Origin of the sequence: Pseudophaeobacter sp. 1A09344, assembly GCF_041008745.1 — a bacterium.
Classification (GTDB): Bacteria; Pseudomonadota; Alphaproteobacteria; order Rhodobacterales; family Rhodobacteraceae; genus Phycobacter; species Phycobacter gallaeciensis_A.
In genome coordinates this window covers 93,618-115,677 of record NZ_JAXGFS010000008.1, presented here as the reverse complement: position 1 = coordinate 115,677, position 22,060 = coordinate 93,618, and the positions used below count along the sequence as shown (strand labels likewise).

General features: G+C 62.5%; 25 protein-coding genes. 10 read left to right on the top strand and 15 right to left on the bottom strand.

The genetic code is table 11. The annotated features are described in order from the left end of the window. The first annotated feature begins 45 nt into the window (after positions 1–45). Entirely contained in the window at positions 46–1,155 is a 1,110-nt protein-coding gene (locus SM765_RS14880; RefSeq protein WP_274838311.1) for a pyridoxal phosphate-dependent aminotransferase, read from the top strand. Between the two features lie 119 nt (positions 1,156–1,274). Next, entirely contained in the window at positions 1,275–1,478 is a 204-nt protein-coding gene (locus SM765_RS14875; protein WP_274828273.1) for a histidinol phosphate aminotransferase, read from the top strand. A 65-nt stretch (positions 1,479–1,543) separates the two neighbouring features. On the opposite strand, the gene SM765_RS14870 is transcribed toward SM765_RS14875, so the two are convergent. Further along, on the bottom strand, positions 1,544–2,767 hold the full coding sequence (locus tag SM765_RS14870) for a pyridoxal-phosphate-dependent aminotransferase family protein (protein WP_274832428.1): 1,224 nt from the start codon (positions 2,765–2,767) through the stop codon (positions 1,544–1,546). Between the two features lie 245 nt (positions 2,768–3,012). Between SM765_RS14870 and SM765_RS14865 the strand changes: the two genes are divergently transcribed. After that, a complete protein-coding gene (locus tag SM765_RS14865) occupies positions 3,013–4,869 on the top strand; it encodes an ABC transporter ATP-binding protein (protein WP_065270886.1) in 1,857 nt (618 codons plus the stop codon). Between the two features lie 12 nt (positions 4,870–4,881). Here SM765_RS14865 and SM765_RS14860 read toward each other — a convergent pair whose 3' ends face one another. Further along, complete coding sequence (locus SM765_RS14860) at positions 4,882–5,562, bottom strand: TIGR04283 family arsenosugar biosynthesis glycosyltransferase (RefSeq protein WP_274836008.1); 681 nt, start codon at positions 5,560–5,562, stop codon at positions 4,882–4,884. 99 nt (positions 5,563–5,661) lie between these two features. On the opposite strand from SM765_RS14860, the gene ygfZ reads away from it, so the two are divergent. Both ygfZ and SM765_RS14850 read left to right on the top strand, forming a co-directional pair. Continuing rightward, entirely contained in the window at positions 5,662–6,402 is a 741-nt protein-coding gene (gene ygfZ, locus SM765_RS14855; protein ID WP_274836009.1) for a CAF17-like 4Fe-4S cluster assembly/insertion protein YgfZ, read from the top strand. A gap of 100 nt (positions 6,403–6,502) precedes the next feature. Continuing rightward, positions 6,503–7,036, top strand: coding sequence for an invasion associated locus B family protein (locus SM765_RS14850; RefSeq protein ID WP_274836010.1), 534 nt, complete (start codon positions 6,503–6,505; stop codon positions 7,034–7,036). An 85-nt stretch (positions 7,037–7,121) separates the two neighbouring features. Here the strand turns inward: SM765_RS14850 and efp are convergent, their stop codons facing one another. After that, positions 7,122–7,685 carry an elongation factor P gene (gene efp, locus SM765_RS14845; protein WP_065270890.1) on the bottom strand — a complete coding sequence of 188 codons (564 nt, stop codon included), beginning with the start codon at positions 7,683–7,685 and terminating at the stop codon, positions 7,122–7,124. Positions 7,686–7,902: 217 nt separating this feature from the next. Between efp and SM765_RS14840 the strand changes: the two genes are divergently transcribed. After that, entirely contained in the window at positions 7,903–8,220 is a 318-nt protein-coding gene (locus SM765_RS14840; RefSeq protein ID WP_065270891.1) for a DUF6280 family protein, read from the top strand. 235 nt (positions 8,221–8,455) lie between these two features. Beyond that, positions 8,456–9,919 carry a cobyric acid synthase gene (locus tag SM765_RS14835; RefSeq protein ID WP_274836011.1) on the top strand — a complete coding sequence of 488 codons (1,464 nt, stop codon included), beginning with the start codon at positions 8,456–8,458 and terminating at the stop codon, positions 9,917–9,919. Between the two features lie 193 nt (positions 9,920–10,112). Here SM765_RS14835 and SM765_RS14830 read toward each other — a convergent pair whose 3' ends face one another. The 5 genes from SM765_RS14830 to SM765_RS14810 all read right to left on the bottom strand — a co-directional run bounded on the left by SM765_RS14830 (position 10,113) and on the right by SM765_RS14810 (position 14,501). Then, the gene (locus tag SM765_RS14830; protein ID WP_274836012.1) at positions 10,113–11,186 is read right to left on the bottom strand and encodes a hypothetical protein; all 1,074 of its coding nucleotides are present in this window, start codon (positions 11,184–11,186) and stop codon (positions 10,113–10,115) included. A 114-nt stretch (positions 11,187–11,300) separates the two neighbouring features. After that, on the bottom strand, positions 11,301–12,719 hold the full coding sequence (locus SM765_RS14825; protein ID WP_274838313.1) for a TolC family outer membrane protein: 1,419 nt from the start codon (positions 12,717–12,719) through the stop codon (positions 11,301–11,303). Between the two features lie 95 nt (positions 12,720–12,814). Continuing rightward, a complete protein-coding gene (locus SM765_RS14820) occupies positions 12,815–13,468 on the bottom strand; it encodes a protein-L-isoaspartate O-methyltransferase family protein (RefSeq protein WP_274828264.1) in 654 nt (217 codons plus the stop codon). 104 nt (positions 13,469–13,572) lie between these two features. Further along, positions 13,573–14,082, bottom strand: coding sequence for a PhnA domain-containing protein (locus tag SM765_RS14815; RefSeq protein ID WP_065270896.1), 510 nt, complete (start codon positions 14,080–14,082; stop codon positions 13,573–13,575). A gap of 104 nt (positions 14,083–14,186) precedes the next feature. Then, positions 14,187–14,501, bottom strand: coding sequence for a TraR/DksA family transcriptional regulator (locus SM765_RS14810; RefSeq protein ID WP_274838314.1), 315 nt, complete (start codon positions 14,499–14,501; stop codon positions 14,187–14,189). A 191-nt stretch (positions 14,502–14,692) separates the two neighbouring features. On the opposite strand from SM765_RS14810, the gene SM765_RS14805 reads away from it, so the two are divergent. Further along, on the top strand, positions 14,693–14,830 hold the full coding sequence (locus SM765_RS14805) for an entericidin A/B family lipoprotein (RefSeq protein WP_116560370.1): 138 nt from the start codon (positions 14,693–14,695) through the stop codon (positions 14,828–14,830). A gap of 13 nt (positions 14,831–14,843) precedes the next feature. Here SM765_RS14805 and SM765_RS14800 read toward each other — a convergent pair whose 3' ends face one another. From SM765_RS14800 to ribB, 5 genes are all read right to left on the bottom strand, one after another. Beyond that, a complete protein-coding gene (locus SM765_RS14800; RefSeq protein WP_065270898.1) occupies positions 14,844–15,029 on the bottom strand; it encodes a CTP synthetase in 186 nt (61 codons plus the stop codon). A gap of 211 nt (positions 15,030–15,240) precedes the next feature. Continuing rightward, positions 15,241–15,573, bottom strand: a complete 333-nt coding sequence (locus SM765_RS14795; RefSeq protein WP_274836015.1) for a hypothetical protein — start codon at positions 15,571–15,573, stop codon at positions 15,241–15,243. Positions 15,574–15,774: 201 nt separating this feature from the next. Beyond that, entirely contained in the window at positions 15,775–16,257 is a 483-nt protein-coding gene (gene nusB / locus SM765_RS14790) for a transcription antitermination factor NusB (RefSeq protein ID WP_065270900.1), read from the bottom strand. Next, positions 16,254–16,805, bottom strand: coding sequence for a 6,7-dimethyl-8-ribityllumazine synthase (locus SM765_RS14785; RefSeq protein ID WP_274832418.1), 552 nt, complete (start codon positions 16,803–16,805; stop codon positions 16,254–16,256). The genes nusB and SM765_RS14785 overlap by 4 nt, the downstream gene beginning before the upstream one ends. 1 nt (position 16,806) lies before the next feature. Beyond that, positions 16,807–17,934 (bottom strand): 3,4-dihydroxy-2-butanone-4-phosphate synthase, encoded by a 1,128-nt coding sequence (ribB, locus tag SM765_RS14780; protein WP_274838370.1) that lies wholly within the window; start codon positions 17,932–17,934, stop codon positions 16,807–16,809. Positions 17,935–18,134: 200 nt separating this feature from the next. Here ribB and SM765_RS14775 point away from each other — a divergent pair, with 200 nt between their 5' ends. Further along, positions 18,135–19,187 carry a proline racemase family protein gene (locus SM765_RS14775; RefSeq protein ID WP_274838315.1) on the top strand — a complete coding sequence of 351 codons (1,053 nt, stop codon included), beginning with the start codon at positions 18,135–18,137 and terminating at the stop codon, positions 19,185–19,187. A gap of 105 nt (positions 19,188–19,292) precedes the next feature. Here the strand turns inward: SM765_RS14775 and SM765_RS14770 are convergent, their stop codons facing one another. Further along, positions 19,293–19,892, bottom strand: a complete 600-nt coding sequence (locus SM765_RS14770) for a hypothetical protein (protein WP_274838316.1) — start codon at positions 19,890–19,892, stop codon at positions 19,293–19,295. After that, positions 19,892–20,479, bottom strand: a complete 588-nt coding sequence (locus tag SM765_RS14765; RefSeq protein ID WP_274838317.1) for a riboflavin synthase — start codon at positions 20,477–20,479, stop codon at positions 19,892–19,894. The genes SM765_RS14770 and SM765_RS14765 overlap by 1 nt, the downstream gene beginning before the upstream one ends. Positions 20,480–20,700: 221 nt before the next feature. On the opposite strand from SM765_RS14765, the gene SM765_RS14760 reads away from it, so the two are divergent. Beyond that, positions 20,701–21,996, top strand: coding sequence for a capsule polysaccharide biogenesis protein (locus SM765_RS14760; RefSeq protein WP_274838318.1), 1,296 nt, complete (start codon positions 20,701–20,703; stop codon positions 21,994–21,996). Positions 21,997–22,060: the final 64 nt, after the last annotated feature.

Sequence of the window (22,060 nt, the reverse complement as noted above, 5' to 3'; positions counted from 1 at the left end):
CCATGCCCACTTGATGCGGCGGGCCGGTTCACGTTATCTGCCCGCATGACCACACCTCGTTATACCCCGCTTACCCAGTCCCTGCCTGCAACCGTGCCCTTTGTTGGCCCCGAAACGCAGGAGCGTGAGCGCGGCGCGCCCTTTGTCGCCCGCCTTGGCGCCAATGAGAACATCTTTGGCCCCTCGCCCAAGGCGATTGCCGCGATGCAGGCCGAAGCGGGCGAGATTTGGAAATACGGCGACGCGCAAAGCTATGATCTGCGCATGGAACTCGCGAGGTTCCACGGCGTCGCACCCGAGAATATTCTGGTCGGCGAGGGCATCGACGGGCTGCTCGGCTATCTGGTACGCATGCTGGTGACCAGCGGCGATCACGTGGTGACATCGCTGGGCGCCTATCCGACATTTAATTACCACGTCGCGGGCTTTGGCGGCACGCTGCACACGGTCCCCTATCGCGACGACCACGAAGATCCCGAGGCCCTGTTTGCCAAGGCTGCGGAGGTCGATGCCAAGCTGGTCTACCTTGCCAACCCCGACAACCCGATGGGCAGCTGGCACAGCGGCGCCGATATCGTTGCCGCACTGGATCACCTGCCCGATGGCTGCCTGCTGTTGCTGGACGAAGCCTATGTGGAATGCGCGCCCGAAGGCACCGCAGCGCCGGTCGACATCAACGATACCCGCGTCATCCGCATGCGCACCTTTTCCAAGGCCTATGGCATGGCGGGCGCCCGCGTTGGCTATGCCATGGCGCAGGCGGATCTGATTTCGGCCTTCAACAAGGTGCGCAACCATTTCGGCATGAACCGGATGGCGCAAGCGGGTGCATTGGCGGCGCTGCTGGATCAGGACTGGCTTGCGCATGTGACGAATGAGATCGCAGTGGCCCGGACCCGCATTGGAGAGATCGCCAGTGAGAACGGGCTGACTGCCCTGCCCTCGGCCACCAATTTCGTTGCTATTGATTGCGGACAGGACGGAGCCTTTGCCAAGGCGGTACTGGACGGCCTGGTGGATCAGGGCGTTTTTGTACGCATGCCCTTCGCCGCGCCGCAAAACCGTTGCATCCGTGTCAGCTGTGGCCGTCCCCAGGATCTGGATGCCTTTGCCAAGGCGCTGCCCATCGCGCTGGAGCGCGCCCGACAAGCCTGAGTGAAGGGTATCGACCAAAACCCTGCGACCGACCGGCCGCAGGGGGCTTTACGCCGCATTCACTGAATTATGTCAGTCTTGAGCCCGAACCACGTCACATCGCGTTTGGGAACTGCATCATGCAACAGGACAAGACCGCACGGAAACAGCCGCGTCAGGCGGCGGCGCAGGCACCGGATCTGCTGGAAACCACCCTGCGTTTTGCCGTCATCAACATGCCGTGGATCTTTTTCACCCTCTGGCTGCTCTACGGCATGGTGCCCGTGTTGCTACTGGCCGCGCTGATCAACCACATGATCACGCGCCTCGAGATGAGAACCTGAAACGCGAGCCTGACCTCAGACGGGGACAAGACCCCGCCTGATCAACTGTTTTGGCTCACGCCCTCTCAGGACGCCTTTTGCCCGGCTTCGGACAGAACTGCAGCCGCCGCATCCAGCGCCCCGGCGCCGTGGGGAATATCAAGGGCGCGCAGGCCCGCCTCGATACCGCCCAGAAGCCCCATGACCATGTGACCGTTCAGGTGGCCCATATGGCCCAGCCGGAAGAACCCGTGCCATTCCGGGCTGCGCGGTGGCGCCATGCCAAGGCCGATCCCCAATGTCAGCCCCAGGGTCTGCTCCAGCCACTCGCGCAGCTGCGTCGCGCGCGATCCGCCCAGACGCAGTGCCGTCACCGCATGAGAGCGCAGCGCGGGATCGGTCACGTTCATTGCCATGGGTCCGTCCTGCCCCCAGGCCTCACACGCCGCCCAGATCGCACGGGCCAGCTGCGCATGCCGTGCCCAGACGTTTTCGATCCCTTCGGCGTGGATCATGTCGAGCGAGGCCCGCAGCCCATAAAGATGGTGGGTCGGAGCGGTGCCGCCGAAATACTGGTAGAACTCTTCCGGGTTGGCGCGCGGGGTCCAGTCCCAGTAGCGGCTGACCCGCGGCATCGCGGCGCGCACCGCAGCGGCCTTGTCGTTGAAGAACACGAAGGCCAGCCCCGCCGGGACCATCAGCCCCTTCTGGCTGCCGGTGACCATGACATCGACGCCCCAGTCGTCCATCTCGAACCGGTCACAGCCCAGCGAGGCGATGCAATCGGCCATCAACAGCGCCGGGTGCTGCTCCGCATCCAGAACCGCGCGCAGGCCGGGTACGTCGTTACGGATCGAACTGGAGGTATCGACATGCACCCCCAGCACCGCCTTGATCTGATGGCTGGTATCCGCCTTCAGCCGCTCGGCCACACGGGCCAGATCCCAGGGCGCATGGTTGCCAAAGTCGATGACCTCCACGTCAATGCCCAGCCCCTCAGCCATTTCCGACCAACCGATAGCAAACCGCCCCGAGGACGGGACCAGCACCTTGTCCCCCGGCTGCAGCACATTCGAAAGGGCAGCCTCCCAGGCGCCATGACCGTTGCAAATGTAGATCGCCGCGTGATGCTTCGTGCGCGCCACCCGGCGTAGATCCGGGATCAGTGTCGCGGTCATATCCACCAGCTCGCCCGCGTAGATATTGGGTGACGGACGGTGCATCGCCTGCAGCACCTGATCCGGAATCACCGAAGGTCCCGGGATCGCCAGATAGGATCGCCCTGCCGATAGGTTTAAAGTCCCGCTCATTTTTGATCTTCCCTGCAATGGAACCCTGGGCCTGGGGCCGGTTCGCGCTCAAATTTCCGGTACAGTACAATGCGGCAGAGGAAGGTCAATTCCACAATGGGTGCAGTGCAGCGGGACTGCCCATCAACCGGGCATGGCGCAAAGCTTGCGCCTAAAGCCTCAGCTGCTTAAATGGCCCGGGTCAAAAACAGAAAGCGCCGCATGACCCGCACATCCTGCAAATACACCAGCCGGAACCGTCCTGCATGACCCGCAAACACACCTCCTCGAAAGAGCTGATCATCTGGCTGTGGCGCGGTTATCTGCGCCATTACATGGGCCTGCTGGGCCTTGCGGTGGTCTTTATGCTGATCGAAGGCGGCACTGTTGGTGCGCTCAGCTACATGATGCAGCCGATGTTCGATCTGGTCTTTGTCGCCGGAAATTCCGACGCCCTGTTCTGGGTCAGCCTGGCCTTTCTGATCATCTTTTCCCTGCGCGGTGTCGCCAGCGTCTGCCAAAAGGTCATCCTGTCGAAGATCTCGCAGACCTCGGCTGCGCATATGCGCAAGGACATGCTGGACCGGCTGATCCGTCAGGATCCAGCCTTTCACCAGGTGCACCCGCCGGGCTTCCTGATCCAGCGCGTTCAAAGCGACGTCATGGCGATCAATCAGGTCTGGCAAGCGCTGATCACCGGTGCGGGCCGCGACATGGCACAGATGGTGGCCGTCCTTGGCGTTGCCATCAGCGTCGACTGGCGCTGGACCGCGATCATGCTAATCGGCCTGCCCCTGTTGTTGCTGCCGATCTCGGCGCTGCAACGCTATGTCCGCAAGAAAGCCGCCACCGCACGCGATCTTGGTGCTTCGCTAGCGACGCGGCTGGACGAGATTTTCCACGGCATCGTGCCGATCAAGCTGAACAGCCTGGAGCAGTATCAGGCGCGCCGGTTCAGCACCCATATGGACCAATTCGTGCGCTCCGAAGTGCGCGCCTCTTTCGGCACTGCCTCGATCACCGGCATGATCGACATCATGGCCGGCCTCGGAGTCATGGGCGTAGTTCTTTATGGCGGCCAGGAAATCATCACCGGCGAAAAGACTGTCGGCCAGTTCATGAGCTTCTTCACCGCCATCGGTCTAGCCTTTGACCCGATGCGCCGCCTCGCCTCGATCAGCGGTACCTGGCAAAGCGCCGCCGCCGCGATGGAGCGCATCAAGGAGTTGCTGGACGCGCCGATCAAGCTGCTGCCGCCGGTGAAACCCGTGGCCGCGCCAAAGGGCCTGCCCGAGGTGCGTTTGGATCACGTCACGCTGAACTATGGTGACACCACGATCCTGAAGGACCTGTCTCTGATCGCCGAGCCGGGCAAGACCACGGCGCTTGTCGGGGCCTCGGGCGCCGGTAAATCCACCATTTTCAACCTGCTGACAAGGCTGGTCGATCCGCAATCCGGACTGGTCACGATTGGCGGCACCCCGGTGGGCGATCTCGCCTTCGAGGACCTGCGCGGCCTATTCTCGGTGGTCTCGCAAGAGGCGCTGCTGTTTGATGAAACCCTGCGGGAAAACATCCTTCTGGGACGCACGGATGTCAGCGAGGAGCGCCTGAAAGAAGTTCTGGACGCCGCCCATGTGTCCGACTTCCTGCCCAAGCTGGCCAATGGTCTTGAGACTCTTGTTGGCCCGCGCGGCTCTGCCTTGTCGGGGGGACAGCGGCAGCGGGTGGTGATCGCGCGCGCCCTGCTACGCGACACACCGGTGCTGCTGCTGGACGAGGCGACCTCGGCGCTGGACGCGCAATCGGAAAAGGTCGTGCAGCAGGCGCTGGACCGGCTGTCGGGCGGGCGCACCACGCTGGTCATCGCCCACCGCCTGTCCACCATCCGCAACGCGGACAAGATCGTGGTGATGGAGCGCGGCGAGGTGATGGATCAGGGCACCCATGCCGAGCTGCTGGAGCGCGGTGGGATCTACGCCGATCTCTATCGCCTGCAATTCCAGGACGGCAAGACGCTGGTAGAACGCGAAGACCTCAATATGGCGCAGCCTCTGGCGGCGCAGCAGTCTGCGGATCAATCCGGCCTGTTCCGGCGTGTCTGGCGCCGGGTCTTCCGGTAAAGAAGCAGAGGGTTATTTGCGGTAGGCCCGCGCCAGTCGCTCTGGGCTGACGCCAAGGGCATAGCGCGCGAGCGTCCAGAGATTGCGGGCGCCGCGCCGCAGCCAGCCGTCGCGCTCGTATCGCGCGGCCGAGGTCTGCGCCTGAACCGGGATCTCGACAAGCCCCTTCAGACGCAGCGACAGGGCTACATCCTCCATCAGCGGCTGATCGGGGTAGCCGCCCACTGCCTCATAATCGCTGCGGCGCACAAGCAACCCCTGATCACCATAGGGCAGACCAAACAGACGCGCCCGCAGGTTCGCCCAGCCTGCCACCAGCGCGGGGCGCAGCCCCCGGGCCCGGAACGCCAGGCGGAAATACCCCGGCCTGCCTTCGCCCTGCTCCAGATGGCGGGACACCGCATCGCTCCAGCCCGCGGACAGTCGGGTATCGGCGTGCAGCATCAGCAGCCAGTCGCCTTGTGCCGCTTCGCAGCCCCGGCGCAGCTGTCCGCCCCGCGACGGCGCGCCGCTCAGCAGTTCGGCACCGACCTCTTCGGCAATGGTGGCCGTGTGATCCTGCGATCCGCCATCCGAGATCACCAACTCCCGGATCAGTCCTGAGGCCAACCCCTCCATCAGCGCCTCAAGGCAGCCGGGCAGTTCCGCCTCGGAATTGAGTGTCGGGATCACGATACTGATCGGAGCGGGCATGGGCAGTTTCCTGTTCAACTCGGCTGTGATTTCTATATCACTTGCTGAAACAAGAACATGGTGATCTGCTGATCCGCCCCCATCAACTGGAGAACAGACATGAGTGCCCGCACAATTCTTCGCCTGTCCGGCCCCGACACCCGTGACTTCCTACAGGGGCTGGTCACCAACGATGTCGCAAAACTGGACCAGAACGTGCTGGTCTATGCCGCGATGCTGACGCCGCAGGGCAAATATTTGGCCGATTTCTTTCTGGCCCCTGACGGCGCGGACGTTCTGCTGGATGTCGACGCGGATCTGGCCGAAGGGCTGATGAAACGCCTGTCGATGTACCGCCTGCGTGCCGATGTTCAGATCGAGGTCACAGATCTGGAGGTGCGCCGAGGCACCGGCCCCGCCCCCGAAGGCGCCTTTTCCGATCCGCGCCACCCAGATATGGGCTGGCGCCTTTATGGCGCCGAGGGCGGCGATGACGGCAGCGACTGGGATGCGCTGCGCATCGCCCATTGCATACCCGAAAGCGGCGTCGAACTGACGCCGGACAGCTATATCCTTGAGGCCGGGTTCGAGGCGCTGAACGGGGTCGATTTCCGCAAGGGCTGCTATGTCGGGCAAGAGGTGACCGCCCGGATGAAACACAAGACCGAGCTGCGTAAGGGGCTGCAGGTCGTGGAGATCGAAGGCACGGCCCCCGTGGGCACCGATATCACCGCCGGGGACAAGGCCGCAGGCACCCTGTTCACGCAAAGCGGCGGCAAGGCGATTGCCTATCTGCGCTATGACCGGGCCAGGGACAAAGACTTGCAGGCGGGCGAGGCCCGGCTCTCCTGGTCCGAATAGGCGGCCTTATAGCACGCAAGCCTCATTTAACCTGTTGGGTTTAGATACTCAGACGTCGGCATGTTATGGCGGCGAGGGTATCACTGAGGGAATTTATCACATGCGCGCGATTTTTCTGCTGGCCCTGACCAGCCTGCCCTTGCAGGCAGGTGCAGCCGATTACTGGGAATACAAGGACTGGCGCGTTTGGAGCGAACAGATCGACACTGGCGAAGACCTGCGCCGCACCTGTGCGGCCTCAACCGGCGGCGATGGCGACCCGGTGCTGCGCCTTGAGGTGTCGGACGGCGATGTCGGTCCGCCGGATTTCTATCCATACCCGGTGATCAGCGAAACCGCGCCGCGCCATTACACCACGCAGATGCAGGACGGTCAGGTCATCCAGTTCCGCGTCGACACCGGCACCATCTTTTCCGGCGCCGCCTTCGTCACGCTCACGAATGAAGGTCTTGCGCACGCCGAGGCCGCGATCAACCTGCCCAACAACCGGCCGGTCCTGAAGGCCATGAAAAAGGGCAGCAGCATGGTGATCGAGGCGGGCGGACGCACCATCTTCCGCGCCTCTCTCGCCGGGTTCACGGCGGCCTATGGCAAGATGATGGATGTCTGCGGCTTCAGCCTATCGCTCGACTGACCGCAAAGAACGCAAAGACGTTATGCAAAAGAAAACCCCGCGCAGGACTGCGCGGGGCATTATAGCGTCAATGCAGCAGGCCGGATCAGGCGCGCTCGGAGTATTCCATGGTTTCGGTGTTCACCACGATCATCTCGTCCTGACCGACGAAGGGCGGCACCATGACTTTGACACCGTTATCAAGGATCGCGGGCTTGAAGGAATTCGCAGCCGTCTGGCCTTTTACAACCGGCTCGGTTTCGACGATCTTACAGGTGACCTTCTGCGGCACGGTGGCGTTCAGAGCTTCGGACTCGTAGAACTCGACAACGATGGTCATGCCATCCTGCAGGAACGGGCGACGATCACCCAGCAGATCGGCGGGCAGTTCGATCTGCTCATAAGTCTCGGTGTCCATGAACACGAGCATGCCGTCGTTTTCATACAGGAATTGCTGGTCTTTCTGCTCAAGGCGCACACGTTCGACCTTGTCGGCGCTGCGGAACCGCTCGTTCAGCTTGGAGCCGTTACGCAGGTTGCGCAGTTCGACCTGAGCAAAGGCGCCGCCCTTGCCGGGTTTGACGTGATCGACCTTCACAGCGGCCCACAGACCGTCGTTGTGCTCCAGAACATTGCCAGGGCGGATTTCGTTACCGTTGATCTTGGGCATCGGAAAAATCCCTCTCGGGTGGTTGATGAACTCTTAACTGCCCCTATATCTGGCGTGGACTCGGCTGGCAAGACAACGATATCTCGTGGGCACCCCCGGCAAGCTATGCACAAATCGCATGAAAGCTATGCATCTACGGGCTATCCGAATCGTCATAGTTCCGTCATAAGGAGCGCCACGCCGAAATTGCAATAGCAAGAACAACAAAGGAAACGGGATGCGAGATTTCGTTGACGGCACCGCTTACAATAACGAGCAAGGCAACCGCGCACGCAAACTTTTTGCCGCCGTGGTGCTGGCCGCATTGGACGACGCCATCGCTGACGACAAGAAATACGGGAACGGCCCCGAGCAGATCGCGCGGTGGGCGCGCTCTCGCGATGGCCGTGAAGTCCTTTCCTGCGCCGGGATCGACCCGAACGAGCGCGTGGTCGAAGGGCTGATGGAATTCGTCGGTCGTGGCGTGCGGACTTCGGTCGCACTATCGCGTGAAGAAAGCGAGCGCCGCAATGCTGCACAGGCCGAAGCTGCCTGATCTAAGCTGCCATTGAGACACAGAAAAGCGCGTCCTGGGGGGCGCGTTTTTCTTTTGTAGCCTCGCTTTTGTCGCCGGTGACTTCCGTGCACCTCCTGCCCCCCAATATCGCCGCACAGCTTCCGCAGGCCCCTGCCCCACCATCCGATCAGGCCATGCTTTCGATTGCCGTTGACCTGCGCCCGCCCGCATTGCAACTGTCTGCGCGAACAAGAGTGAGCAGCAAGGCAGGCGCATGACGGTACGGGCACTGATGATCCAAGGCACCGGCAGCAATGTCGGAAAATCGCTTCTGGTTGCGGGGCTGGCGCGCGCCTATACGCGGCGCGGCCTGCGGGTGGCGCCGTTCAAACCGCAGAACATGTCGAACAACGCGGCTGTCACCCCCGAAGGTGGCGAAATCGGCCGCGCGCAAGCCCTGCAGGCCCGCGCTGCCATGCGCGCGCCGCATACGGATATGAACCCGGTGCTGCTGAAGCCCGAAACCGATACCGGCGCTCAGATTATCGTTCAGGGAAAACGGCGCGGAACCCAGGGCGCCGGATCCTTCATGCGCGATAAATCGGGGCTGCTCGAGGCTGTACTCGACAGCTATTACCGCCTGGCAGCTGACGCCGATCTGGTGCTGATCGAAGGGGCCGGTTCTCCGGCGGAAACCAACCTGCGCCCGCGCGACATCGCCAACATGGGCTTTGCCTGCGCGGCAGAGGTGCCGGTGGTGCTGGTGGGTGACATTCACCGCGGCGGCGTCATCGCGCAGATCGTCGGTACCCAGGCGGTGCTGGAGCCTGCGGATCTGGAACGCATCGTCGGCTTTGCCGTGAACCGGTTCCGCGGCGATCTCAGCCTGTTTGACGGCGGGCGCGACGATATCGTGGCCCGCACCGGCTGGCCTTCGCTGGGCGTTGTCCCCTGGTTCTGGGACGCCTGGAAACTGCCAGCCGAGGATATGATGGACATCGCCTCCCGCGCGGGTGGGGCCTGCAAGGTGGTGGTGCCACAGCTGGAGCGGATGGCGAATTTCGATGATCTGGATCCGCTGGCCGCCGAACCTGATGTGACGGTAGAGATCGTGCCCCCCGGGCGTGCCCTGCCCGGCGATGCAGATCTGGTGCTGATCCCCGGCAGCAAATCCACGATTGGCGATCTCACCTTTCTGCGCGCCCAAGGCTGGGACATCGACATCCTTGCACACCACCGGCGCGGTGGTCATGTTCTGGGTCTTTGTGGCGGCTATCAGATGCTCGGCCAGACCATTGATGATCCGAAGGGGGTCGACGGCCGCCCCGGCAAGGTGGCCGGGCTTGGCCTGCTGGACGTGCATACGACCATGGTGGGCGACAAGCGCGTGACCCTGACCAAGGCCACCACGCGGGACGGTAACCTGCCGGTCTCCGGCTACGAGATCCACATGGGGCGCACCAGTGGCCCCGATACAGACCGCGCCTGGCTCAGCGTCGAAGACCGGGCCGAGGGCGCAGCGTCACCGGATGGACGTGTGCGCGGTTCATATTTGCATGGGCTGTTCAGCGCCGATGCCTTCCGCGCTGCCTTTCTGGCCGATCTGGGGCACGAAAGCCGGACTTCCTACGAGGATGGCGTCGATGCGGCTCTGGATGATCTTGCGGCGCATCTGGAGCGCTACATGGACCTCAATCAACTGCTCGAGCTGTCGCAGCCCGTCAGTCGGCGCACATAGGCGCAGCGCCCCGTGCCAGAGCGCGACCGCGCCGTGCGCAGCGCGGCGCCCGGCCCAACGGGATAGGGGAATTGAAAATGCCCGATCCGGGCGGGAGCGCTCTGCCCTGATGTTCGGCTTGCGCGCCACTCACACGGGACATGACCGTAACTCAGGAAGCAACCAATGCCACCTAATGCCGTAGCGCAGGAGGTCAGAGCAGGTCTTGTGCTGCCAGCGCCCGGTGGATTTCCCGGCGCACCAGTTTACGGACGTTGCGGGTGATGCGCTCACCAAGCGCACCCTGCAATTCTTCGCGAACGATCTCGGCCACCAACTCGCGCAGGCTGTCTTCGTCCAGATAGCTGTCCTCTTCGGTCAGCGCGTCCAGCGTCTCGGCTGTGATGGCCTCTTCGGCAATGCCGCGCGCTGGGTCTACAAGATCAGCTTCGGTCCCAAAGTCGGCATCTTCACTGGCAGCTTCTGCAGTCGCGCTGTCAGGCCAGGACACAACTTCTTCATGCTGTTCAGCGGTCTCCTCAGAAGACAGATCCTCGTCGTGATGATCCTGCCACTGCAGCGTTTCGACATTGGTACCTGCATAGGGGTCGCTGGACCTGCCGTCTGGCTCCCATTGCTCTTCGGAGCGCGCAACCTTGGCTTCCAGCTCCGTAATTTTCTGCACAACGGCGAACACCCGGTCAGCTGGGTCAGTCTCTTCCAGCATTGCATCGGACAGGGAGGCTTCAGACTGCGCCTCTACCTCATCAGAAGCATTCTGAAAGCTTTCAACTCCGGTTACGCCCGCCGCTTGATAGAGGGTCGCCCAGGGATCTTTCCAGGGCGCATCTTCCCCCGCATCAGTGGCATCCTCATCGGAAGTGCTCTGGGCTTCCTCTGCAGGTGTTTCTTCTGCCGGTTCAACGGCCTGCCCCGCCGCCTCTGCGGCGGTCTCATCAGTCGCCACCGAGGCGGGGTCTGTATCGACTTCCACCGCGGGAATCGAACTGGCGCTGCTGTCGGTACCCTCAGGGGGTACCTCCCGCGCATATGCTGTATCGATAGGGTCGGCCGCCTCGGGCTTGGCCTCTGACACCCGTAGCGCAGGCGTCAGCACAAGTCGCGTCGCCGCCTTCTCGGACCGTGGTTCGGCTGGCTCCGTCTCTGGCAACGCAGATTCTTCAGCCCCGGTGACCCGGGCAGCCCCTTTTCTGTCGTCTTCACTCACGAGACGACGGATAGAGGACAGGACATCTTCGATTTCTGCCTGCGTCACAGGTTCGGACATAATAATCAGCACCACTTTAGCCAGTGACACAACTGTAGCCGCCGAACGGCGGCCACACAACAATTAGGGTAAATTTTCAGTTGTTCCCGGTGGTGTCCGGCGCCAGAACGCGCGTCAGTCGCGGCCCAGAGCCTTCAGAACCCGGTCCAGATCCTTGCTACGCTTGCTGATATGGGCCGGAGCGTCCTTGACCAGATTATAATACAGGGTCGGATCATAGATCTCGACGGCGAGCCCCAGATGCTCGGCTGTGAGCAGGCCCTGCGCCTGCAACAACTGATAGGCCGCCAGCGCCTGATTGGCCCGCGCCTGCACCCGCGCGGTCTGCGCGCCCAGAAGTTCCTGCTCGGCCTGCAGAACATCCAGCGTCGTGCGCGCGCCCAGCGTGGCCTCTTCGCGGATCCCTTCGAATGCGACCTGCGCCGCCCGCACCCGCTCGACCGAAGACACAAGGCTGGCCCGCGCCGCTTCGAGCGACACATAGGCCGCGGCCACCGATTGGGTGACGGACCTTTGGGTGGAGATCAGCGCGCCTTTTTCGGCATCGAGCCGGGCAATATCTGCCCGCCGCGCAGCGGCAAGACCGCCGCCCGCATAAAGCCGCTGGGACAGGGTCAGGCTGACGCCGGAGGTGTCCGAGTCGCCGTTGCCGTTCAGATCATAGGTATGGCCTGCATCGGCGCGCAGGCGCACGCTGGGGCCAAGGTTCTTTTCGCTGCTGGCCGCAGTATGCTGCGCCGCCTTCACCGAATGCTGACGCGCCAGAAGGCTCGGGTGGTTGCGCATGGCGACACTTTCGGCCGCCTGCAGCGAGGCCACCCGCTGCGGCAGCGGCGGTTGGCCTGCAACCACGTTGATCGGGTTGCCGACAACCTCGATATAGGTCGCCTTGGCTTCCAGCAGATCGCCCTGGCTTTCGGTGAGGCTGGCCTGCGCGGCTGCCACACGGCTTTCGGCGAGGGCGACATCGGTGCGGGTCACTTCGCCGACCTCGAACCGGTCCTGAGCGGCGCGCAGTTCTTCGCGCAGAAGACGCAGGTTGTTGCCCCGCAGGCGCACGGTGTCCTGCTGCAACAGCACGTTCACATAGGCCTGAACGGCGGAAAACAGAACTTGCTGTTCGATATCCAGCAGGCTTTGACGGGTGGCCAGAACCGTTTCCTGCGCCGCCAGCTGACCCAGCCGCGAGGCCCCGCCGTCATAAAGCAGCCATTCCATCGACACACCGACATCAAGCCCATTGGTATCGTGGTCGCGGAACCCGAAGGTGGAGATGCCCCGGCTGTAGCGGTGGCTTGCGGTCATCGCAAAATCAACGATCGGGCGCAAACGCGCCACCGCAACAGCGACGCTTTCATCCGTGGCGCGCAGCAGCGCCCTGTTTTGCTCCAGCAATCCGCTGGTTTTGTAGGCGCCTATCATGGCGTCCGACAGGTTGTCCGCCACCGCGGATTTTGGCGCGGCCAGCGCCGCTGCAACTGCGCCGACATATACAAACGTTTTCAAAAAACGGACCGAGAATTTCTTTCGCATCGGTTGCCTTATCGTTTGCCGCGCCGCCAGCCGCGGTTGGTTTGCCTCACCCCGCGCCCCCTGCCCGGGACGCGGGAATATTCTGCCCCGGCGGGTTATAGTGCGAATTCGCGAACCTTTTCAAAGCCCGGCAGTACCGGGGCGCCCGCGTTGAATGCAAAACGCCAGGAAACCTGGCCGCCTGTCTTATGGCCGATCTTCACCTCTCCGAGCGCGCCGGTCATGAAGACCGCGGCGATCCGGCCACCATCGCGCAGTTGTTCGAGCAGCGCCGAAGGAACATCTTCGACACCACCCTGGATCATGATCACATCATAGGGACCATGTTCCGCTGCGCCTTCGGCCAACGCACCAACGTGCACGATGGCATTGTCAGCTCCGGCCTCGGCCAGTTGATCCTGAGCATCGCGGCCCATGTCCTCGTCCTGTTCGACGCCGATCACCATCTGGGCAACGCGGGCAGCCACAGCCGTGGAATAGCCCAGCCCGCAAGCCACATCGAGCACCAGCTCATCGTTCTGGATATCCAGTGCATCCAGAACCTTGGCCAGGGTGCGCGGCTCCAGCAGGACGCGGCTGTCGCCAAGATCGATGTTCTGATCCGCATAGGCGGCTTCACGTTGTGCATCAGGCACAAAGCTTTCGCGAGGTACCGCGAGCATCGCTTCGATAATCGGGTATTTCGTCACATCCGAGGGGCGGACCTGGGTGTCGACCATCATGCGGCGACGTTCGGCGAAGTCAGTCATGTGCTAAACTCGTCTGTTCAGTCTGTTGATATTGCTTGTGCCACATCGCGGAAGGCGCGGCAACGGTGGCTTTGGGAAATTGCAGAGCTGATGCCATGCGGCATCTACTTCTTCTTCACGAATTTCGTGAGGATAACGATCCGCTGACCCTCGACCCGCCCTTCGATGTGTTCGGGGTTGTCCTGAACCAGGGAAATACCGCGCACCGCCGTACCGCGTTTGGCGGTGAACCCGCCCCCTTTGACCGGAAGGTCCTTGATCAAGACAACGTTATCACCTTGCGCCAGAGGCGCGCCGTTGCTGTCCACATGGGCGCTGGCCGCCGGAACATTGTCGGCCCAGGCGCGGGTTTCATCGTCCAGCCACAGCTGCTCGGCCAGATCGCGGGCCCAGTCCTGATCGGAAAGACGTGCCAGAAGACGCGCCGCCAGCACCTGCACGGCAGGCTCTTCCGACCACATCGATGATGACAGGCAGCGCCAGTGGTTGGGATCAAGATCTCCGGCGATCTGCTCTGCACAGGTGGCACAGATCTCAACCCCGGCGCCGTCCGGCCCTCCCGGAACCTCAACAAAGGACAGGGGCGCGTCGGCGGAACAGAGGGCGCAGGGCATAAGGGTATCTCCGTGTCAGAAAAGCTATGATCGCTTTAGACCCGGCGCGCGCCAAAGGAAAGCGCCGCCCGACGCCACGCGCGCCTATGCCCCGGTCACCAGTCTTATTTGGCGCATTTCTTGCAAAAAGGTGTCGCAGGAAGCAGGTCCAGCCGTTCACCCGAAATGGCATCACCGCAGATCTGACAGAAACCGTAGTCACCGCTTTCGATACGCGCCAGTGCCGCATCGATCTGGCGCAGTTCATCCAGTTCAGCCTTGCCAAGGCTTTCCAGCACCTCGTCGCCCTGCCGCTCGGACGATCGATCCTCCCAATCCTTGGGCATGGGCGCGTCCAGCGTGTGCTCCACCTCGACCAGATGCCCTGTCAGGGCCTTGCGCCGCGCCTCAAGCGCCTCTTTACGGATCTCAAATGCCATTCGTCTAATCCTCCCGATAGGTCGTGTTCGGTACATGTTGCCACGCGCTTATCCCCGAACACCTAATAGAGAACATTGACCTCCATCAACAAAGCTGTCGAACCGCGCAGCTCGATGAGCAGCGACTTTCCGCCTCTGGCTGCTCATCTCAGGCGATGCTAGACAACACGCAAAGAACGATGGAGTACACCATGATCAAACATGTCCTGATTGCCCTGAGCCTGCTGAGCCTTGCTGCCTGCGAAACCGCAAAAGGTGCGGGCCGCGACATCAACAAAGCCGGAACCGCCCTTGAGCAGGCGGCCGACGACATTCAGAAGAAACTGTAAGGCTGGGCGCAGGTCAGCGCAGGTTGTAAAGCTTGCGCGCGACCAGCCACGTCACCGGAAAGGCCGCGATAAAGCCAAGCGCTGCCGCGATCAGGATGGGCTGAAGGCTGTCCTGCCCCGTGGCCAAGGCCGCTACCACGGCGCTACCTGCAAGGGTGGAGCCGATAAATAGATGCAGGATGAAAGCAAGACGATACATGTGATGGCCTTTCCAAATAGATGAATCGGGGTCCTGTCGGTGAGCCGGACCCATGCCATCATGTTTCAGAATTTGCTGGTTATCGCCTTGATCTGGGTCAGCTTCGGCGCTGCGCGCACCTGAATGGCAGGCCCCTCACAACATCAAGGCGGACAACCTCACGATTGCCCACCTCAGTCTATATTCAAAATGGTGTGAATTGGGCCAGAGGTCAGTCGCGCGGCTGTTTCCGGCGATCCTGCGGGCGCGGCGCCGCGGCTTTTACCCGGATCGGTTCAAAATGGTTCACCACCGGAGTTCCCCGGCGCGGCCCTGCGTCATCATCGCCGGCCAGTGACATCACCGCCCAAGCGAATTGCACCCCGGCAAAAACAATCCCGTTCATGAACCAAAGAATGCCAATCGCCAAAAGCCCGACATCAGACGTGCTGACCAGCCCCCAAAGGTTCATTACGTTGAACCAGAGCAGCAGCCCGACGAAGACCGCAGCGATTCCGAACCCCAGCGCAACGTTGCGGATATAGAGTTGAATGAGCTTTGGCATGAGATTCCCTCCATAGGCTGCTTCTTAATGTTAGCACCCGGCGGCAGGCGGTCCAGAGAATAAAGCGGAAAATACATGCGATCGGCGGAATTTGTCCTGCATCTCCTCCACGATCGGAACGAATAACGATCCCCCCCCTGTAAAAACAAAAACAGGCGCACCGGGGTGCGCCTGATTGCAAAGGTCACCTGAAAAGAAGGTTCAGAACGCCTCGGGGCGCGCTTCGCGGGCCATGTGATCCAGAACCGCGTTGACGAATTTCGGCTCTTTGCCTTCGGGGAAAAACGCGCGCGCCACGTCGACGAATTCGTTGATCACCACCTTGGGCGGGGTTTTCGTCTCAACCAGTTCCGAGCCTGCAGCGCGGAACAGCGCCCGCAGGGTCGGGTCGATCCGGGCAATCGGCCATTTCGCAACCAGCGCGCGGTCGGTCATCTGGTCGATCTTGGCCTGATGATTGACGGCGCCTTCGACCAGCTGGCGAAATAACTTGGGGTCTCCTTCGGCATATTCATCACCTTCATAGACAGCGCCGAAACGGTGATCCTCGAATTCGACGATCACCTTGTCGTAGGTCTGGCTGCTGTGCTCCATCTGGAACAGCGCCTGCACGGCAAAAAGCCGGGCCGCCGATTTCATCTGAGTCTTGCCGTTGCCCTTCGGGGCGCTGTCTGGGTTGGTCATGCCGTGGTGGGTCCGTTGTCTGTGCCAGCCAGCTGGATGGCCTCGGAAGGGGCCTTAAAGCCGACTCCCTTGCTCTGGGCGCTCCACTTACGCGTCAGTGCGATCAGATGCAAGGCCGCAGCCGCAGCGCCGCCGCCCTTATTCTGATCGGCGGGATCGGCGCGCACCTCGGCCTGGGCGCGGTTCTCTACGGTCAGGATGCCGTTGCCGATGCAAAGACCCTGCAGGCCCATCAGCTGGATCGCGCGGCTGCTGTCGTTGCAGACCGTATCGTAATGGGTGGTCTCACCGCGGATCACGCAGCCTAGCGCCACGTAGCCGTCAAAGTTCGAGGTCCGGTCGGCAATGGAGATCGCCGTAGGGACCTCCAGCGCGCCGGGCACTTCGACCAGATCCCAGGTGCCACCTGCGGCCTCGATTTCGGCCTTGGCACCTGCGACCATATTGTCGGCGATGTCCTTGTAATAAGGCGCAACCACGATGAGCAGCTTGACCGGTTTGTCAAAGCTGGGACGCGGCAGGATGTAGTGGCTTTCGTGTCCGGCCATATCACGCTTCCTTCAGAATGGGACGGGTGCCGACAATCGACAGCCCATAGGCATCAAGGCCCACATATTTGGTCGAGGGCGAATCCGTCAGCAGGATAAGATCTTTCAGGCCAAGGTTCGACAGAATCTGCGCGCCGATCCCCGTCTGCTTGATGGTCACGGTGCGCGACCCGTCATCCTCATAGGCATAAAGCGCATTGCGCGGCTGGCGGAACAGGGTCACAACCCCGCGCCCCTCGGCAGCGATGATCTCCATCGCGCGGGGCAATTGGCGGGCGGATTTGGGACCAAGGCCCAGGATATCGGTCGCCTCGTGCAGCGCATGGGTGCGCGCCAGAACCGGCTCGGGCGTGGTGATATCACCCTTGATCATCACCACATGTTCCACACCATGGGTCTGGTCGGTGAAAAGGCGCATCTCCCACTCGCCGCCGAACTCGGACGTGACCGTCTCGCGCGAGGTCTCGGTGACCAGGTTGTCATTGCGCGCGCGGTAGGCGATCAGATCGCTGATGGTGCCGATCTTCTGCCCGTGCTGGGCGGCAAACTCCACCAGATCCGGCAGACGCGCCATGGTGCCATCTTCCTTCATGATCTCGCAGATCACGCCCGAAGGATGCAGCCCGGCAAGGCGGGAAATATCCACCGCTGCCTCGGTATGGCCCGCGCGCACCAGCACCCCGCCGCGTTTCGCCCGCAGCGGGAAGACATGGCCCGGCGTTGCGATTTCCGCCATCGAGTTCTGCTCGTTGATCGCCGTCGCCACGGTCAGGGCACGGTCAGCGGCGGAAATGCCGGTAGAGACACCTTCGCGCGCCTCGATCGAGACGGTAAAGGCGGTCTCATGCCGCGAGGAGTTGTTCACCGCCATCATCGGCAGCCCCAGGGTATCGATCCGGTCCGCCGTCATCGGCAGGCAAATAAGCCCGCGCCCGTGGGTTGCCATGAAGTTGATCGCATCTGCATCCGCAAATTGCGCGGGGATCACCAGATCGCCCTCATTTTCGCGGTCCTCATGGTCCACGAGAATGAACATGCGCCCTTGGCGGGCCTCTTCGATGATCTCTTCGATTGGGCTGATCGCATCGCGCAGGCGGGCTTCGACCGGCCCCGGTGTTTCAAAGCTCATGTCATGGCCTTTCATGATCCGTGTTGCAGGCCCTCGAATGGCGCTGCCGCGTTGCCAGCGGGATAACGCAGCCGCGCCGCAAAGGCCAGCCCACATGGCTCTCTTGAAATTTGGGACGCGACGTTTGCAGATGCGCAGAAGGCTGCTAGCCTCATCGTATCAGACATCTGCGAAATCAGACATCAGCGAAAGCCAAGCCCATGCGCACCTCTCGTATCCTGCAAACCTATGAGGCCCACGCCGAAGGAGAGCCGGGTCGCGTCATCACCGGCGGCATGCCCCTGCTGAAAGGCGACAGCGTGTTCGAGAAAATGCAGGACATGGCAGCAAACCACGACGAGATCCGCCTGATGATGCTGCGTGAGCCGCGCGGCAATCCGGGGCTATGCGGCAATGTCCTCGTACCGCCCGGCCACCCAGAGGCCGATGCGGGGTTTATCATATTCGAGCAGACCGAATATCCGCCCATGTCCGGGTCCAACACCATCTGCGTGGTGACGGTACTGTTGGAGGCCGGGATCCTGCCCATGGTCGAACCCGTAACCGAGCTGGTGCTGGAAGCACCCGCCGGGCTGATCCGGGTGCGGGCCGACTGCAAGAACGGCAAGGTCACGCGCGTCAGCTTTCGCAACGTGCCTGCCTTTGCCATGCATCTGGATGCCGAGGTCGAGGTCACAGGCCTGGGCACCGTCAGCGTCGATGTGGCCTGGGGCGGCATGTTCTTCGTGCTGGCCAACGCCGACGATCTGGGCGTGGATCTTGCGGCAGACAATGGCAAGGAAATCACCCGGGTGAGCGAGGCCATCCGCCACGCCACGGCCGAGCAGCTGCCCGTCATCCACCCGGAGAACCCCTCAATCACCGGCCCAACAATCACCAACCTCTGGGGGGCGCCCATTGCCAAAGACACCCATGGGCGTGGCGCCATCACGCTGTCGACCAGTGCCTTTGACCCGGCGCGCCCGCAGGATGCCAGCGGCATTCTGGACCGCTCCCCCTGCGGCACTGGCACCTGCGCCAAGATGGCCGTGCTGCACGCCCGGGGCCTGCTTGCGCCGGGACAGCACTACGTCAACGCCGGGCCGCTTGGCACCACCTTCACCGGACGTATTGTCGAAGAAACTAGGGTCGGCCCCTACCCTGCCATCGTACCAACCCTGTCCGGGCAAGGCTGGATCTATGGATCGTCCAGCTACACGCTGGATCCCAGCGATCCTTTTCCTGCGGGCTATACCGTCGGCGATATGTGGTGATGCGCGCCGCGGCAGCGGCGCGCCTGGCCCAACGCCTCGGGCCTGCATCTTCGATGCTGGCTCAGGGGGGGCGGGAGCTTCCCTGCGGTTCGCAGGATGGGCGGCTCAGGCGGACTGATGCGCGAAATACTCGCTGGCAGAGAGATAGGCAGCCGCGCGCCCGGCGGTGCTCCATTCGCTTTCCAGCGGCGCATCCCCGATCACCACCACCGAGGCGCCGGGCAATCCCTGGCGACGCATCAGGTCCTGAACCCGCACGCGCATCTCGGACCAGCTTTCACTGAACCGCGGCGCCGCACCTGCATCGTTCAGAACCGGGTGGACGGCCAGAACCGCCTCGGGCGTATTGGGCCGGTGCACTAACGCCAGTTTGCTGGCGTTCTGCACAGCCTCCAGCGCATGCCGCTCTTGCTCGGGCATATGGGCGCCATAGGCAATGATGCGCAGCGCGTTGGAGGAGAACAGCAGCCCCGTGATGTCCTGCCCCGAGGTCTGCCGCACGCGGGCGTAGGTCTTGTAGTCCATGCCCAGCTCCGCGGCGCGTTTGATGCGCATCTGCAGAACCAGTTTCGGGATCGTGTTGGGCATCAGCTTTTTCTGGGCGCTGCGCCAGGCGTGTACGCGCCAGGCCCGGCCCTGCTCCATGCTGGGGCCATTGTTGTGGCCGATCCCGGCGGGCGCCGCACCGGATGCCAGACCAGACATCACCCAACCTCCGCCAGCCGCGCCACGTAGCGGGCCAGCGTGTCGATTTCCAGATTGACCTTGTCGCCCAGCTTCACATCCCCCCAGGTGGTCACCTCTTTGGTGTGGGGGATGAAATTGATACCGAAATCACTGCCTTCCACATCGTTGACCGTCAGCGACGTCCCGTTGAGCGCCACCGAGCCCTTGGGGGCGATGAAGCGCGCCAAGTCCTTGGGCGCACGCAGGGTCACCCGGGTGCTGTCGCCCTCATCCGTGATATCGACCACCTCGGCCACGCCATCGACATGGCCCGATACGATATGTCCCCCCAGTTCGTCCCCGACCTTCAGGGCGCGCTCAAGGTTGACGCGTTTGCCCACGGTCCAGGCGCCAATGTTGGTCTTGGAGACGGTTTCGGCAGAGATCTGGACATCGTACCAATCCGGTCCCAGCTCGATTACCGTCAGGCATACCCCATCCGAGGCGATGGAGGCGCCAAGGTCGATCCCTGCCGTATCATAGCTGGTGCTGATGCGCGCGCGCAGATCGCCCTCTTGTTCCAGCGCCTTGATGGTGCCGACGTCGGTGATGATACCTGTGAACATGGGGCTGCTCCTTGCCAGTCGTCTGAACGGGTCAGGGCCCGTCCTCCATTCCGTGTTGGCCAAGAGGTAGCGCCTGCACCCTGGCTTCACAAGTCCCCGCAGGCCTTACACGCAGTGACTTGACACCGAACCCGTTTGCACGCCCGCCGCCTCAGCCTTAGTTTCGCCCCAGTCATTCGTTAACCGGGAGATGGTACATTCCCGGAAACCCGAGAAATCGCATGTCCGAGCCTGACACAGATCCGCATCGTCGCTTCCTGTTTCTGCAGGGGCCGCATGGGCCGTTCTTCAACCGCCTTGGCGCGATGCTGCGCGCGGCAGGTTGTTCGGTATGGCGGGTCGGCTTCAACGCCGGGGACAGCGCCTTCTGGCGCCACAGGGCCAGCTACATTCCCTATCAGGGCACGCCGCAGGACTGGCCCGCGACCTTTGCGGGGATCTGCGACCAGCACCAGATCACCGATATCGTGCTGTACGGTGACACCCGCCCGATCCACGCCGAGGCGATCAAGGCCGCAAAACAGCGGGGCCTCTGCGTGCATGTCTTTGAGGAAGGCTACATGCGCCCCTATTGGGTGACCTATGAACGGGGTGGCTCCAACGGCAATTCCCGGCTGATGGACATGTCAGTTCCGGATATGCAGCAGGCACTGGCCCTGTCGGATATGGAGGCGCCGCTGCCCCCATCTCACTGGGGGGATATGCGGCAGCATATCTTTTACGGCGCGCTCTATCACTGGTTCGTCATGTTCCGGAACCGGCGTTACCGGAACTTCCGCCCACACCGATCACTGCCGGTGGCACGCGAGTTCCAACTCTACCTGCAACGGCTCTTGCTGATGCCTGCCCAAGCGCTGGACCGGCGGCTGGCCACATGGCGCATCCGCAGCGGTGGCTTTCCCTACCATCTGGCGCTCTTGCAGCTGGAGCATGACAGCTCGTTCCAGATGCATTCCCCGTTTGAAAGCATGGCCGATTTCCTGGCCGAGGTGATCACCGGTTTCGCCGAAAGCGCGCCGCGCCACCACCACCTGGTGATCAAGGCGCACCCGCTGGAGGATGGCCGTGTGCCGCTGCGCAGCGTGGTGCGCAGGCTGGCGCGGGAGCACGGCATCAAGGACCGCATTCACTACGTTCGCGGTGGCAAGCTGGCGCAGCTGCTGAACGAGGCGCGCACTGCCATTACCGTCAATTCGACCGCCGGTCAGCAGGTCCTGTGGCGCGGCATACCGCTCAAGGTTTTTGGCCGCGCGGTCTATGACAAGGCCGAGTTCGTCTCGCCCCAGAGCCTGGGGGAGTTCTTTGCCACCCCGGCCCGCCCGGACAACCGCGCCTATAAGGATTACCGCCGCTTTCTGCTTGAGACCTCGCAACTGCCGGGCGGTTACTACTCCCGCAAGGGACGGCGGCAATTGCTGCGTCAGGTGGTGGACATGATGCTGGCACCGGACGATCCTTATGATGCGCTGAGGCGTGGCACAGCGGCTCCTCGGCAACAGTTGCGTATCGTGAACTGAGCCGCACAGACCGCAAGACTGGATTTCCGTTCCCTGCTCCGCTATCCTGTCTGAAAAAATTGAG